Source organism: Leucobacter alluvii (assembly GCF_039530485.1).
GTDB lineage: Bacteria > Actinomycetota > Actinomycetes > Actinomycetales > Microbacteriaceae > Leucobacter > Leucobacter alluvii.
The window spans coordinates 117,975-131,289 of record NZ_BAAAOP010000003.1 but is presented as its reverse complement, the minus strand read 5'-3'; the positions used below and the strand labels follow the sequence as shown (position 1 = coordinate 131,289).

At 67.7% G+C, this 13,315-nt stretch carries 14 protein-coding genes; 2 read left to right on the top strand and 12 right to left on the bottom strand.

From position 1 onward, the window contains the following. Nucleotides 1–28: 28 nt before the first annotated feature. The 8 genes from ABFX18_RS02660 to prmC form a co-directional block, all read right to left on the bottom strand. Nucleotides 29–805 carry a F0F1 ATP synthase subunit delta gene (locus ABFX18_RS02660; RefSeq protein ID WP_346057285.1) on the bottom strand — a complete coding sequence of 259 codons (777 nt, stop codon included), beginning with the start codon at nucleotides 803–805 and terminating at the stop codon, nucleotides 29–31. Further along, a complete protein-coding gene (locus ABFX18_RS02655; protein ID WP_346057284.1) occupies nucleotides 805–1,356 on the bottom strand; it encodes a F0F1 ATP synthase subunit B in 552 nt (183 codons plus the stop codon). The genes ABFX18_RS02660 and ABFX18_RS02655 overlap by 1 nt, the downstream gene beginning before the upstream one ends. A 39-nt stretch (nucleotides 1,357–1,395) precedes the next feature. After that, complete coding sequence (atpE, locus tag ABFX18_RS02650) at nucleotides 1,396–1,623, bottom strand: ATP synthase F0 subunit C (protein WP_010157574.1); 228 nt, start codon at nucleotides 1,621–1,623, stop codon at nucleotides 1,396–1,398. 51 nt (nucleotides 1,624–1,674) lie between these two features. Further along, entirely contained in the window at nucleotides 1,675–2,499 is an 825-nt protein-coding gene (gene atpB / locus ABFX18_RS02645) for a F0F1 ATP synthase subunit A (RefSeq protein WP_428833626.1), read from the bottom strand. Nucleotides 2,500–2,654: 155 nt separating this feature from the next. Beyond that, entirely contained in the window at nucleotides 2,655–3,125 is a 471-nt protein-coding gene (locus tag ABFX18_RS02640; RefSeq protein WP_346057282.1) for a Cg1360 family ATP-synthase-associated protein, read from the bottom strand. Next, complete coding sequence (locus ABFX18_RS02635; RefSeq protein ID WP_346057281.1) at nucleotides 3,118–4,326, bottom strand: MraY family glycosyltransferase; 1,209 nt, start codon at nucleotides 4,324–4,326, stop codon at nucleotides 3,118–3,120. Before ABFX18_RS02635 ends, ABFX18_RS02640 begins: the two co-directional genes overlap by 8 nt. Nucleotide 4,327: 1 nt before the next feature. Further along, nucleotides 4,328–4,993, bottom strand: a complete 666-nt coding sequence (locus ABFX18_RS02630; RefSeq protein WP_211648677.1) for an L-threonylcarbamoyladenylate synthase — start codon at nucleotides 4,991–4,993, stop codon at nucleotides 4,328–4,330. A 57-nt stretch (nucleotides 4,994–5,050) separates the two neighbouring features. After that, nucleotides 5,051–5,956 (bottom strand): peptide chain release factor N(5)-glutamine methyltransferase, encoded by a 906-nt coding sequence (gene prmC / locus ABFX18_RS02625; RefSeq protein ID WP_346057280.1) that lies wholly within the window; start codon nucleotides 5,954–5,956, stop codon nucleotides 5,051–5,053. A gap of 189 nt (nucleotides 5,957–6,145) precedes the next feature. On the opposite strand from prmC, the gene cysK reads away from it, so the two are divergent. Beyond that, nucleotides 6,146–7,081 (top strand): cysteine synthase A, encoded by a 936-nt coding sequence (cysK, locus tag ABFX18_RS02620; protein ID WP_346057279.1) that lies wholly within the window; start codon nucleotides 6,146–6,148, stop codon nucleotides 7,079–7,081. Nucleotides 7,082–7,119: 38 nt separating this feature from the next. Then, nucleotides 7,120–7,686 (top strand): serine O-acetyltransferase, encoded by a 567-nt coding sequence (cysE, locus tag ABFX18_RS02615; protein WP_090150415.1) that lies wholly within the window; start codon nucleotides 7,120–7,122, stop codon nucleotides 7,684–7,686. Nucleotides 7,687–7,702: 16 nt separating this feature from the next. On the opposite strand, the gene ABFX18_RS02610 is transcribed toward cysE, so the two are convergent. From ABFX18_RS02610 to ABFX18_RS02595, 4 genes are all read right to left on the bottom strand, one after another. Further along, nucleotides 7,703–9,094 carry an MFS transporter gene (locus ABFX18_RS02610; RefSeq protein ID WP_346057278.1) on the bottom strand — a complete coding sequence of 464 codons (1,392 nt, stop codon included), beginning with the start codon at nucleotides 9,092–9,094 and terminating at the stop codon, nucleotides 7,703–7,705. 28 nt (nucleotides 9,095–9,122) lie between these two features. After that, entirely contained in the window at nucleotides 9,123–9,662 is a 540-nt protein-coding gene (locus ABFX18_RS02605; RefSeq protein ID WP_346057277.1) for a GNAT family N-acetyltransferase, read from the bottom strand. 205 nt (nucleotides 9,663–9,867) lie between these two features. Further along, the gene (gene prfA / locus ABFX18_RS02600) at nucleotides 9,868–10,944 is read right to left on the bottom strand and encodes a peptide chain release factor 1 (RefSeq protein ID WP_090150424.1); all 1,077 of its coding nucleotides are present in this window, start codon (nucleotides 10,942–10,944) and stop codon (nucleotides 9,868–9,870) included. Nucleotides 10,945–11,052: 108 nt separating this feature from the next. Continuing rightward, the gene (locus ABFX18_RS02595) at nucleotides 11,053–13,260 is read right to left on the bottom strand and encodes a hypothetical protein (RefSeq protein ID WP_346057276.1); all 2,208 of its coding nucleotides are present in this window, start codon (nucleotides 13,258–13,260) and stop codon (nucleotides 11,053–11,055) included. Between the last annotated feature and the right edge of the window lie 55 nt (nucleotides 13,261–13,315).

Here is a 13,315-nt window from a genome sequence, read left to right as displayed (position 1 = left end):
CGCAGCCCCCGGGGGTGAAAAGTTGTCGCTATGCAGCGAGCTGCTGTCGGAGATCGGCGAGCCGCGCGCGAACGCTTCCGTCGATCACGTCATCGGCGATCTGCACCCGGACTCCACCGACCAGAGTCGGGTCGACCACGGTCGTGATGCGCACGGGGCGCCCCACCGACTGCTCGAGTGCGCGTGCCAGACGCTGCTGCTGCTCCGCCGTGAGAGGCGTCGCAACGGTGACCGTTGCGAGCTCGCTGCCGGCCTCATCCGCCGCGAGGCGTGCTGCCTGACGCAGCGTGGCGTCGAGACGCCGACCGCGCGGGCTTGCGACGAGATGCGAGAGGACGGTCAGGGCCGAAGCCGATGTCTTCCCCTGGAAGAGGCGCTGCACGAGGGCGAGCTTGCCGGCAGGGTCTGCCAGCTTGCTGCCGAGGCTGAGTTGCAGTTCATGGTTGCGATCGATCACATCGACCGTAGCGAGGAGCTCATCGGAGAGCGCCGGGTTCACGGCGCCTTCCGCACGAATGCCGAGCTCTTCGACGCCCGAGACGAACTCGGCGACATTCGACCACCGGGCCTGAACGGCAGCGGTGAGTACTGAGCGCGCGCCAGCGGAGAGACCGCTGAAGAGTCGCTCGACCAGCTGCGACTTCGCCTCGGCCGGAGCCGAAGCATCGCCGAGCGCCGCTGCGAGCGCGGGGCTCTCAGCGACCCGGCTCGCCGCTTGCAGCAGCTCACCGCCGGCGTTCGAGTCGAGACCGGACCTGAGCGCGGTTCGCGCCTGGGCCAGTGCTTCGCGTGACGCGCTTCCCATTACTGAGCCGCCTTCTCGGATGCTTCGAGGTCGGCCAGGAAGCGATCGACGAGCGCCGAAGCCTTCTGGTCGTCGGTGAGCGTCTCGCCGACCACGCTCGAAGCGAGGTCGATCGCGAGCGAGCCAACGTCCTTGCGGAGCGAGACGACAGCGCTCTGGCGCTCGGCCTCGATCTGCGCCTGCGCGGCGTGGGTGATGCGTGCCTGCTCGGTCACCGCATCCTCCTTCGCCTTTGCGACGATCTTGTTCGCGTCGAGACGAGCCGACTCGCGGATCTCGCCGGCCTCCTGCCGAGCGCTCGCGAGCTGGGCGGTGTATTCCTGGAGTGCGGCCTCGGCCTTCGCCTGAGCCTCGTCGGCTTTGGCGATGTTGCCTTCGATCGCCTCTGCGCGAGCATCGAGCATCGTCTGCATCTTAGGAAGGAAGACCTTCCAGAATGCGACGAGAATGATGGCGAAGACGACCGCAGACCACACGATGTCGTAGGTCTCGGGAAGAAGCGGGTTCTTCGTCGAGCCTTCCTCAGCAGCAGCTAGGACTGCGTTAATCATCGAGCCTCCCTTTCGAGACTAGGGAAAGGTGTAAGCGGCTTAGGCAGCGAAGATGAACGGCGTCGCGATCGCGATGAACGCGAGCGCCTCGGTGAACGCGATACCGATCCACATGAGGACCTGTAGGCGGCCGGCGAGCTCGGGCTGGCGGGCGACACCCTCGATGGTCTTGCCGACGACGATACCCACGCCGATGGCGGGTCCGATGGCAGCGAGGCCGTAACCGACGGTTGCGATGTTGCCCGAGATTTCAGCGAGAACAGACACGGTATGTGTTTCCTTCCGTATGTGAGTGCGGCGGTTGCCGAACCCGATTGGTTAGTGCTCTTCAGCCAGCGCGAGCTGGATGTAGACGGCGGTGAGAAGTGCGAAGACGTAGGCCTGCAGCACAGCGACGAGGATCTCGAACAGGGTGAAGACTGCACCGAAGGCGAAGGTGCCGACGCCGAAGAGCTTGAAGAAGCCCTCGCCGGAGAAGAGGAAGAACTGAGTCGCTGCGAACAGAAGCACCAGCAAGAGATGGCCGACCAGCAGATTCATCATGAGTCGCAGGGTCAGCGTCACCGGGCGGATGATGAACGTCGAGATGAACTCGATCGGGGTGACAATGATGTAGATCGCCTTCGGTACCCCGGCCGGGAAGAGCGCGTTCTTGAAGAAGTTGCCCGGGCTCTTCTTGATGCCAGCGTAGATGAACGTCACGTATGAGACGGCCGCGAGTACCAGAGGGTAACCGATCACCGACGTTCCGGCGATATTCAAGCCGGGCACGATGCCGGTGATATTCAAGGCGAGGATCGAGAAGAACATCGCGGTGAGGATGGGAAGGAAGCGGCGTCCGTCTTTCTTTCCGAGCAGGTCCTCCGCGATGTTGACGCGCACGAAATCGAGCGCCATCTCTGCAAGGGACTGCCCGCGCGTGGGGATGACACGCATCCGGCGAGTGCCGAGCCAGAAGAGGAGCAGCAGTACGACCATCATGAGGACACGGATCATCATGATCCGGTTCATCGCGAACGGCGTACCTTCGAAGAGCACGATGTCGGGGAAGAACTCGGCCATCGTCGGCGCGTGGAATTCACCCTCTTCGGCCGCGAAAAGTACGGGGGCCACGAGGTGCATAGCGTTAGCGAACAGCGCCATTCTCCTGACTTCGGTGCGGCATCAGCCAGCACGGTGTCGAACGGTGGTCGTGCCCCCGGGGCGGTGGCGGCACAGCGCAACCAGCCCAGCAGGGAACACTTGAGTGTATCAACCTTTCCGCTCCAGGAGAAACTCGGAACGGTGTGATCACAGGTTCAGGATCGCCGGGTATCCGAGATGATCGGGATGCGCGAGCGCGAGATGACCACGACGTCGAGCACCAGAGAGGCGATGACGCTCGCGATCACGCCGAAGAACATGACTCGCGTATCCAGCCATTCGGCATCGCGCAGCAGGACGACGGCGACGATGAAGACGATGAATTTCAAGACCCAGCTTCCGAGCACGATGCCGAAGAAAGCCGTGATGTAAAAGTCGCGCTCGATGAATCGATTCGCGAACGCGATGCTGCCCACCGTCATCATCAGGAAGAGGCCGCCCAGCGCGGTTCCGATGACGCCGCCCCAGAGGCCCGGCTGACCGGACGCGAGGTACCCGATCACCGCGAAGATCACGATCAGGGCCGCGGTAACGACCAGGCCCCACCGCAGCGCGCGCAGCAGCACGGGCTGGGAGGACGGCATCGGCCGAGGGTCGGTCTCGTTCGGCTGCGCGAGATCACTCACTCTGGGATCCTTTCGGCGGCACCTGCTCGGCGAGTGGATCGACGCCGGCGGCGTCGGCTCGGGTGGGCCGTCGCGTCAACGGTACCAAGCCCTTCCGTGCCACAGCTGCACGGACGCGTCGGGCCGGGTACATCAGGAGCGCGAACGTGGCCGCTCCCCCGATGCCCAGCACGATCGCAGGCAGTACGAAGCTCTGGGTCGTGAAGACGAGCAGCACCGCCACCGAGAGCACTGCGGTGCCGGCATAGAAGATGCAGACCGCTTGGAGCGGCGAGTGGCCCATGTCCAGCAGGCGATGGTGCAGATGGAGTCGGTCCGCGGTGAACGGGCTCTTCCCCGCGCGCAGCCGCCGCGCGACCGCGAGCGAGAAGTCGGCGAGCGGCAGGGCCAGCACGGCGATCGGAAGGATGATCGGAATGTAGCTCGCGAGCACGAGCTTCTGATCGAGGGAGGCCGGATTCAGCTGCCCCGTCACCGACACGGTCGACGTCGCCATCAGCAGCCCGACGAGCAGCGCTCCCGTGTCCCCCATGAACATCCGTGCGCGGTGCCAATTGAACGGCAGAAATCCGACGCAGATGCCGACGATGACGATGGCGATGAGGCTCGCGAGGATGACCGAGTCGACGCGCCCGATCTGGTCGTTGAGCAGACGCGTGTAGATGAAGAACAGCGAGTTCGCGATGATCGCGACACCCGCGACCAAGCCGTCGAGGCCGTCGACGAAGTTGACGGCGTTCATCACCAGCGTCATCAAGAACACGGTGAGGAGGAAGTTCACCACCGGGGAGCCGATGATCAGCGTGTCCCCGAACGGCAGGGAGACGATCTGGATGCCGCTCCACGCGAGAATGCCGGACGCGACGAGCTGCGCGGCGAGCTTGATCATCCAGTCGAGGTCGAGCAGATCGTCGAGCACGCCGACCACGGCGATGATGCCGCAGGCACCGAGCAAGGCCCACATCTGGTTGCGCTGGGCGAAGAGGGACGCGAACTCGTGCTGCGTTCCCGCGACCGCGAAGGCTGCGAGGATCCCGAGGAACATCGCGACCCCGCCGAGTCGAGGCGTCGGCGCGGTGTGCACATCGCGAGCGCGCACTTCCGGCGTCCAGTGGAAGCGGCGGCTCAGCCGAAGCACTCCCCAAGAGGCGACCGCAGTGACGAGAGCCGCGACCGCGACGACCGTCACGTAGGCAAGCACGCTACTCCCCGAACACGACCTGCGGCAGCAGTTCCGCGATCAGATCGCGGGAGACGCCGCCTTCGCGCAGGATGCGGATCTCGCCGCCGTCCTCGGTCAGTCGCGTCGCATCGACGATCGTCGACGCGACGCCGTCGCCGGCCGCCGGGCCAGCGTCGAGGTAGACCGAAACGGAGTCTCCGAGCATCTCCTGCGCTTCGGCCGCCGTGCGCGCCGCCGGCCGACCGGTCAGATTGGCCGATGAGACGGCGAGGGGCCCGGTTTCGCGCAGCAACTCGAGCGCCAGCGGCTGATGCGGGATGCGGAGCGCGACGGTGCCCCCGGTCTCGCCGAGATCCCAGCTGAGGAGCGGGTTGGCTTGCGTGATGATCGTGAGCGCGCCCGGCCAGAACGCGTCGGCCAGGGCGCGAACGGGGGCGACGACCTCAGCGGCGAGGGCCGCGAGCGTATCCGTGTTCGGAATCAGCACCGGGGGCGGAGACTGCCGGTCGCGACCCTTCGCATCGAGCAGACGCTGCACCGCATCGGGGTTGAAGGCATCGGCGGCGACGCCGTAGACGGTGTCGGTCGGAACGACGACGAGTTCACCCCGGCCGATCGCCTGCCGTGCGGTGCGCGTACCGGCGAGCAGTTGCGAACTATCGGAGCAATCGAAGAACTCGGCCATAGCTCGCCAGTCTACTCCTGTCGCGCACGGGACCGACGGGATTGCCCACCCGGCCTCTCATCGCAGAGCGGTCGTCGCCCGGTCCCGCCCGGTGAGATCCGGATGGGTCGCAGCTGCGCGCCAGCCGTCCGCGGTCAGCAACTCCCGGATCGCGCGTCCTTGCGACTCCGCGTGCTCGATCACGAGGGTTCCGCCGGAGACGACGAGTGCGCGCGCCGACCGACTGATGCTCCGAACGACGTCGAGGCCGTCCTCTCCCCCGTACAACGCGAGCTGCGGATCGTGATCCCGCACCTCCGGATCGCGGGGCACCATGCCGCTCGGCACGTATGGAGGATTCGACACCAGTACGTGCACGCGCCCCGCGAGCGGCGCGAGGTCGGCGATCTCCTCCAGAACGGTCACATCCCCCTGCATCAGCGACACGCGACCGTCACCCCACTCTGCGACGTTCCGCTCCGCCCAGGCGAAGGCCTCGCGACTCATCTCGACCGCCCAGATGCTGGCCCTCGGCACTTCGTGCGCCATTGCCAGGGCGAGTGCGCCGCTCCCCGTGCAGAGGTCAACGGCGATCGGTTCGGGATCCGGGACCAGCTGCAGCGCATCGATCGCGAACTGAGCGACGATCTCCGTTTCGGGGCGCGGCACGAAGACTCCAGGGCCGACCGCGAGCTCGATGGATCGGAACGGCGCGCGGCCGGTCAGATGCTGCAGCGGGACCCGCCGAGCGCGCTCCTCCGTGAGTTCCACCGCCACTGCCGCGTCAGCAGACGTGATCTCTGCGTGCATCACGGCCAGCGCCTGCACCCGGCCGCGCGACTCGCCGAGCACGTGCCCGAGGATGAGCTCGGCATCGGCCGACGGATCCTCGATCCCCCCGGCGCGCATTCGCTGCCGCATCGCGTCCAGCAGCACATCGACCCGTGCGGTCGCCGTCGGGGCAGTGCCCTGTTCGTCAAGCATGGCTCCACCCTCCCACATCGGTCGCGAGCCGTCGTGCGGCGCACGTGCGATGCCATTTGGCGCTCGGCGTCACACTGCGACTTGCTGCATAACGTCTGCGAACGCGAGGGATAACCGATCGATATAGTTTGAGGAGGCCTCGCCGCCCCAGCGGCCCGCAACGACTCGACCCCAGGAGGATGCAGCACCATGGCACGGACCTACGACAACATCACGCAGGCGTTCGGCAACACGCCCCTCGTCCGACTGAACCGCGTTACGGAGGATGCGGGCGCCGAGGTGTTCGCGAAGCTCGAGTTCTACAACCCTGCCGGCTCGGTGAAGGATCGCATCGGCATCGCCATCATCGACGCCGCAGAGCAGTCGGGCGATCTGCAGCCCGGCGGCACCATCGTCGAAGGCACGAGCGGCAACACCGGGATCGCACTCGCCTTCGTCGGCGCGGCCCGCGGCTACCGCGTGATCCTGACCATGCCGGAGACCATGAGCATCGAGCGCCGCAAGATGCTGCGCGCCTACGGCGCCGAGATCGTGCTCACCGAGGGCCCCCTCGGCATGAAGGGCGCCGTCGCGAAGGCCGAGGAGATCGCGTCGAACACGCCGGGCGCCGTGCTCGCGAAGCAGTTCGCGAACCCCGCGAACCCGGCAGTCCATCGCGCCACCACGGGGCCGGAGGTCTGGAACGACACCGATGGCTCGGTAGACATCTTCATCGCGGGAATCGGCACCGGGGGCACCATCACCGGCGCCGGCTGGTACCTGAAGGAGCAGAACCCGAACGTGCAGGTCATCGCCGTCGAGCCGATCGACTCGCCGCTGCTCACCGAGGGCAACGCTGGTCCCCACAAGATCCAGGGACTCGGCGCGAACTTCGTTCCCCCGATCCTCGACCGCGAGGTCTACGACGAGGTCATCGACGTCACGCTCGCCGATTCCATCGCGAAGGCGCGCGCGCTCGCAACGGACGAGGGCATTCTCGCCGGCATCTCCGGCGGCTCCGCCGTCTGGGCCGCCACCGAGGTCGCCAAGCGCCCCGAGAACGCCGGCAAGAAGATCGTCGTCGTCGTCCCTGATTTCGGTGAACGCTACTTCTCGACGGTGCTCTTCGAGGACCTCGATGCCTGAGGCTGCAGGAATCTGACGACGCAGACACCCGCTACGAGATGAGCGTGTTCTCCCGCATTCGTGAAGACATCTCCGCCGCCCGCGCGCACGATCCAGCAGCGCGCAGTGCGGCGGAGGTGTTCTTCGTGTATTCAGGCCTCCATGCCGTCTGGTGGCATCGCGTGTCGCATGCGCTGTGGCGGCGCGGCATGCGGTTCGTGCCGCGCGCCATCTCTCAGGTATCCCGATTCTGCTCTGGTATCGAGATCCACCCCGGGGCCACGATCGGCCGCCGACTGTTCATCGACCACGGCATGGGAGTCGTCATCGGCGAGACCGCCGTCATCGGCGACGACGTGCTCATCTACCACGGCGTCACCCTCGGAGGCACCGGGCATGACCGCGGCAAGCGGCACCCGACCGTGGGCAACCGGGTCATCATCGGCGCCGGGGCGAAACTGCTCGGCGACATCGAGATCCAGCACGACAGCGCGATCGGCTCGAACGCCGTGGTCGTGCGGTCGGCACCGCCGTGGACCACGCTCACCGGAATCCCCGCGCAGGGGCGACCGCGGCGAGGTGCCCCGATCGAGCAGCCGGACATGGCCGACTTCTACGTGATCTGAGCGGGACGCGGCGCCATCAGCGCAGCGTGCGTCCGTTCTCGTCCATCCAGCGCTTCGTGCGCCGCTGCTCCACGATGATCATGACGATGCCCAGCGCCCAGAACGGGATCTGCACGGCGAACGCCACCTGGAAGGCGTGGAGCGAGTAGTTCTCGGGCGATCCGGCGCCCTGCACGTCGAGCACCAGACCGATGAGCAGGATCACGAGCAGCGACGCCGTGAACCCGCCCGTGTTCACGAGCCCCGTGCCGAACCCCGCGTAGCTCCGAGGCGTGTGCGACCGGGCCACCTCGAACGCGATCATCGAAGCCGGTCCCCCGAGCGGCAGGATCAGCAGGAGCACCAGTACGAGACCGAGCGGAGGCGTGCCAGGCCAGACGATCACCGATGTCCAGACGAGCGCGATCGCGACGGTGATGCCGAGATTGAACCAGACGCGGCGCTCGATGAAGCGAGAGCTCAACGGGCCGAGCACCACGCTCGCCACCATCGAAGAGATGACGGTGAGGCTGAGCAGACCGCGCGCATCCGCCTCATCGAGCCCGAGGCCGCCGACGAGGAACGGGGTTCCCCAGAGCAGCAGAAACACGTTCGCTGCGAACGGCGAGGCGAAGTGCACCCAGTACGCGAGCCTGACGCCGGGCAGTCGAAGCAGCCGCCGCGCGCGGTTCCAGAACCCCAGTCCGCGCACCCGAACCTCGGAGATCACGGGGATCATCTCAGTCGCGGGCGGCTGCACCGCGGCCATCGCGGCCGTGCGCGTGTCGGCGAACGACCGCGCGTTCTCGGTCGTGCGACCCCGCCTCCCCGTGACCCGCTCGAGCAGTGTCTCCTGGCCGGGCGCATCTCGCAGCACGACGACGCCGAGAATCACGACCAGCAACCCGACGGCGGCGAGGCCGAGGAACCCGCCCATCCAACCGGCGGTTCCGACGAGCACGGCGAGCGGCACGACCGAGACGAGCTGACCCGACTGCCCGATGAGGCCGGTGGCCTGGCTGATGGTCGGCAGTTGCCGCAACGAGAACCATTCGGGCAGCATGCGCATGACGCTGATGAACGTGCAGGCGTCACCGGCGCCCACGAGCACGCGTGCGATGATGGCGAGCCCCACCTCGGGTACGGTCGCCATGGCCGCCTGCCCGACGATCATCAGCACGCCCCCGATGAGGATCATCGCGCGCGGCCCGATGCGATCGAGCAGCACTCCCACCGGGATCTGCAGTCCGGCGTACACCAGCAACTGGATCACCGGAAACGAGGCCAGCGTCGTCGCATCGATGCCGAAGTGTTCCTGCGCCGCCGGACCGAGGGCGGAGAGCGACGAGCGGTTGATGATCGCTATCGCGTAGGCGAGCGCCGCGGTTCCCCAGACGACCCAGGGAAGGATCGGACGGGCAGCGCGCATAGTGCCATGCTACCGCCGCGCGCAGAGCTCAATCGCGCGACGGGAGCGGCGGGCCGTCGGGAAAGTCGGATCGCGTGAGGTCGAGCAGCAGCGCGTCTTCGAGCGCCCCACCGGGTCGCACCTGGTAATCGCGGAGCACGCCGACGCGCTGGAACCCCAGGCGCTCGTAGCTCCGGATCGCGCCCGGGTTGTTCACGTTCGGGTCCAGAGTCACGCGCGTGATCCCCTCCGCGAACTCGGAGCGGATGGCGAGCGCCAGCGCCTCCTCGCCGATGCGCCGCCCGCGAAACACGGTGCCGATGAACAGGTGCATCACCGTCGTCGGATACTCGGGATCTTCCCCGCGCAGCACGAACATCGCCCCCGCGGTCTGCCCCTCCACCTCGATGATGCGCGCGACGTCCGGGGCGTCGATGAACTCGGCGCGCACGCGCTGCGGGCTGTAGCCCACCCACCAGAGCGAGACCTCCGGCTCGTCGAGAATCGCGACGAGCGGGTCGAGATCGGCCGGGCCGGGGGCGCGGAGAGTGACCAGGGGACCGACGAGCGGCAGCACGGCATCTGACATGGGTTCAGCGTACCGGCCTCCGCCCCTTCCCCGGGCCTGTGGTGCGCGATTTCTCCAGGGTGCAGGGTCGCGGTTCGCGGTCCGGGTTGCGGGGTCGCGGTTCGGGTTGCGGGGTCGCGGTTCGGCGCGTGGCCCCGGGCGCTTCGGTGAGAGGCAGGGCCAGGTCCAGAACCAGAACCAGGCCCACGGCCAGGGCCTGGCGCGCCTACTCCTGTCCGAGGTCGGCCAGGCGCGCCTCCTCATCGGCACGGATGCACGACTCGATGACGGCGTCGAGCGCGCCGTTCATCACGTGGTCGAGGTTGTAGGCCTTGTATCCGGTGCGATGGTCGGCGATGCGGTTCTCGGGGAAGTTGTACGTGCGGATGCGCTCCGACCGATCCATCGTGCGGATCTGGCTCGACCGGTGCGCGCTGGCCTCTGCCGCGGCCTCCTCCTGCTGACGCGCGAGCAGTCGCGCTCGCAGCACGCGCATCGCGGCCTCGCGGTTCTGCAACTGGCTCTTCTCGTTCTGCATCGCCACGACGATGCCCGTCGGGAGGTGCGTGATGCGCACGGCCGAATCGGTCGTGTTCACCGACTGACCGCCGGGGCCCGACGACCGGTACACGTCGATCTTGAGATCGTTCTGGTTGATCCCGACCTCCTCCGGCTCGTCCACTTCGGGGTACACGAGCACACCGGTCGTCGACGTATGGATGCGCCCCTGCGATTCGGTCACGGGAACGCGCTGCACGCGGTGCACGCCTCCCTCGTACTTGAGGTGCGCCCAGGCGCCCTGCGATGGATCCGCCGCGTTCGCCTTGATGGCGATCTGCACGTTCTTGTACCCGCCGAGGTCGCTCTCGTCGGCCTCGATCATCTCCGTCTTCCAGCCCTTGGACTCCGCGTAGTGCATGTACATGCGCAGCAGGTCGGCGCCGAAGAGGGCCGACTCGGCGCCGCCTTCGCCGCCCTTGATCTCGAGGATGACGTCTCTGGCGTCGTCGGGGTCGCGCGGAATGAGCAGGCGCCGCACACGCTCCTGAGCCTCCGCCAGGCTGGCCTCGAGTTCCGGGACCTCCTCGGCGAACGCCTCATCTTCTTTCGCGAGCTCCCGCGCCGCCTCGAGGTCGTCGCCCACCTGCTGCCAGTGCTCGTGAGCCGATTTGATCTTGCTGAGCTCGGCGTATCGCCGATTGACCTTCTTCGCACGCGACGCGTCTGCGTGCAGTGCGGGATCCGCCAGTTCTTCCTGCAGCCGCGCGTGCTCCGCGATCAGCCCTTCGACCTGTTCGAACATGTATCTTCCTAACGTCTCGCGGCCGCGATGGTGTCGCCGCCCCCAATCTAGCGCCGCATCCGGCGACGACTGAGCCCGCCCCGGATCACCGGGGCGGGCTCGTGCGTACTAGGCCAGACCGCCCGAACGCTGCACCTCTGCGAGAAGCGCGGCGTTCGACGCCGTCGCGCTCAGGCGCTCGCGGAGTCGGTCCTCCGCGCCGTCGGAACCGAGATCCGCGCGAAGCGTTGCCAGCGCCGCCGTCTCATCAGCACCGAGTACCGACTCGGGGTTGCGCGTGCGCGACGCGGCGAGCTTGACAACCGGAGGAAGGCCGGCGGCCGACTTCGCGAATCGCACCTCGCTGTTGACGACTGCGCGCACCTCGCGCAGCAGCAGCTTGTCGGCTGCGAGGCCGGTCTTCGAGTGCACCGTCGCGAGCACGGTGAGCGAGCCGCCGTTCTCCACGTTGCGAGCCGAGGCGAGCAGACGCTTGATCTGGGCGAGCGCGAGCTCGTCGATCTCGTCCAGGGCCGGGCGGCTCTGCGCGTGCTGGGCCTGAGCGTAGGCACGCGCGAATCGGTTCAACGAGTCGACGAGTACGACGACGTCGTGGCCGAGCTCGACGAGTCGCTTCGCGCGATCGATCGCGAGTTCGGCGATGATCGCCTGATCCTCGGCGCCGCGGTCGAAGCTCGCGGCGACGACCTCACCGCGCACCGATCGCTGCAGCCGGGTGATCTCCTCCGGCTGCGCATTCGCGAGCAGCAGCACGAGGTGCGCATCGGGTCGGTTCGTGCTGATCGCCTCGGCGAGCTCGCCGAGCACCGCAGTGCCGTCGGAGTGCGCGGGAAGCACGAGCGCTGCGCGCTGACCCAGGCCGGTCGGTGCCACGAGGTCGATGGCACGACCGAGCACGCCCTGCTGCGTCGTCTCGAAGCGCAGCCGCTCTTCGGGGTAGATGGCCGTGAGGTCGGCGATGTCGACGCGCTCCTCCGGCTGCTCATCGACCGGTCGACCATTGACGGTATCGATCTTCACGATCGCGTTGTACTTCTGACGGCTCGCGCTGTCGTTGTCACGGGGTTGACGGATCGCTCCGACCACCGCGTCGCCGCGTCGCAGGCCGTACTTCTTGACCTGCCCGAGCGACACGTAGACATCGCTCGTGCCGGGGAGGTAACCGCTCGTGCGCACGAACGCGTAGTTGTCGAGCACGTCGAGAATGCCCGCGATCGGCAGCAGCACGTCGTCTTCGGTGATCTCCGGCTCGAGGTCGTCGCCCTGACCGCGACGCTTGCGGTCGCGCTGCCGGGTGCGGCTCGACCGGCTCGAGTTGTCGCCGTTCTTCGCGTCGCCGTTCTTCTGGCCGTTCTGCGGCCCGTTGCCGCTCTGGCCGGAACCGCGCTGCTTGCCCTCGTCATCGGAGGAGGCGGCAGCATCGGTCTGCTCGTTCGACTCCGCGTTCTCGTTCTTCTGGCCTCGACCGCGGCCGCGGCGGTTGCGACCCGAGCGCTCACCATCGGAGTTCTCCGACTTCTCGCCGCGATCCGAAGCGCGATCCGACTGCTCGCCGCGATCCGACTTCTCGCCGCGATCCGACTGCTCCGAGGCATCGGCCTGCTGGCCGTTGCTCTGAGCGGCATCGGCGTTCGACGCGGCGCCCTCGAGCGATTCCGGCGTGCCGGTCTCCCCCGTGCCCGTCTCTGCTGCAGCGGTCTGGGCCGCGGCCGTCGCTGACGAGGCCCGGCGGCTGCGCGTGCGCTTGGCAGGAGCCTCCTGAGCCGGAGCTTCGGCTGCCGTATCGGTCGACTGCGCCGGAGCCGCGTCAGTCGCGGCAGCGGCGGCATCGACGGAGGCATTCGCGTCTGCAGATGCAGCGGTCGCAGGCTCGGCGGGCGCTTCAGCCTTCTTGCGGCTGCGCGTCGCGCGCTTCTTCGGAGCAGCAGCTGGCTGCTCATCCGGCGCGCTCGATGCGTCGCCTGCCTCGGTGCTCGAGGATGCAGTCGTTGCCGTGGCATCCGACTCGGCTGCCGGATCCTGCGCCGTCGCATCGGCGGGCGCATCGACCTTCTTCCGGCTGCGCGTCGCGCGCTTCTTCGGCGCAGCGGCGGCGGGTGCTTCCGCTGCGTCAGGGGCCGGCGCCTCAGCAGCCGGCGCTTCAGCAGCCGGAGCCTCAGCAGCAGGCGCTGCTGCAGCAGGCGCCTCAGCAGCCGGAGCGGCCTCGGGAGCGGCAGCCCCAGCGGCGGCGCTCACGCGACGAGAAGCACGGCGACGCGTCGGCGCGGCGGCTTCCTCGGGTGCGGGAGTGGTGTTGTCTTCAACGTTGGATTCCACGTTCTTCCTTTCGGAACGCCGACGGGACTGCACGCGCAAGTGGGCGCGCATTCCC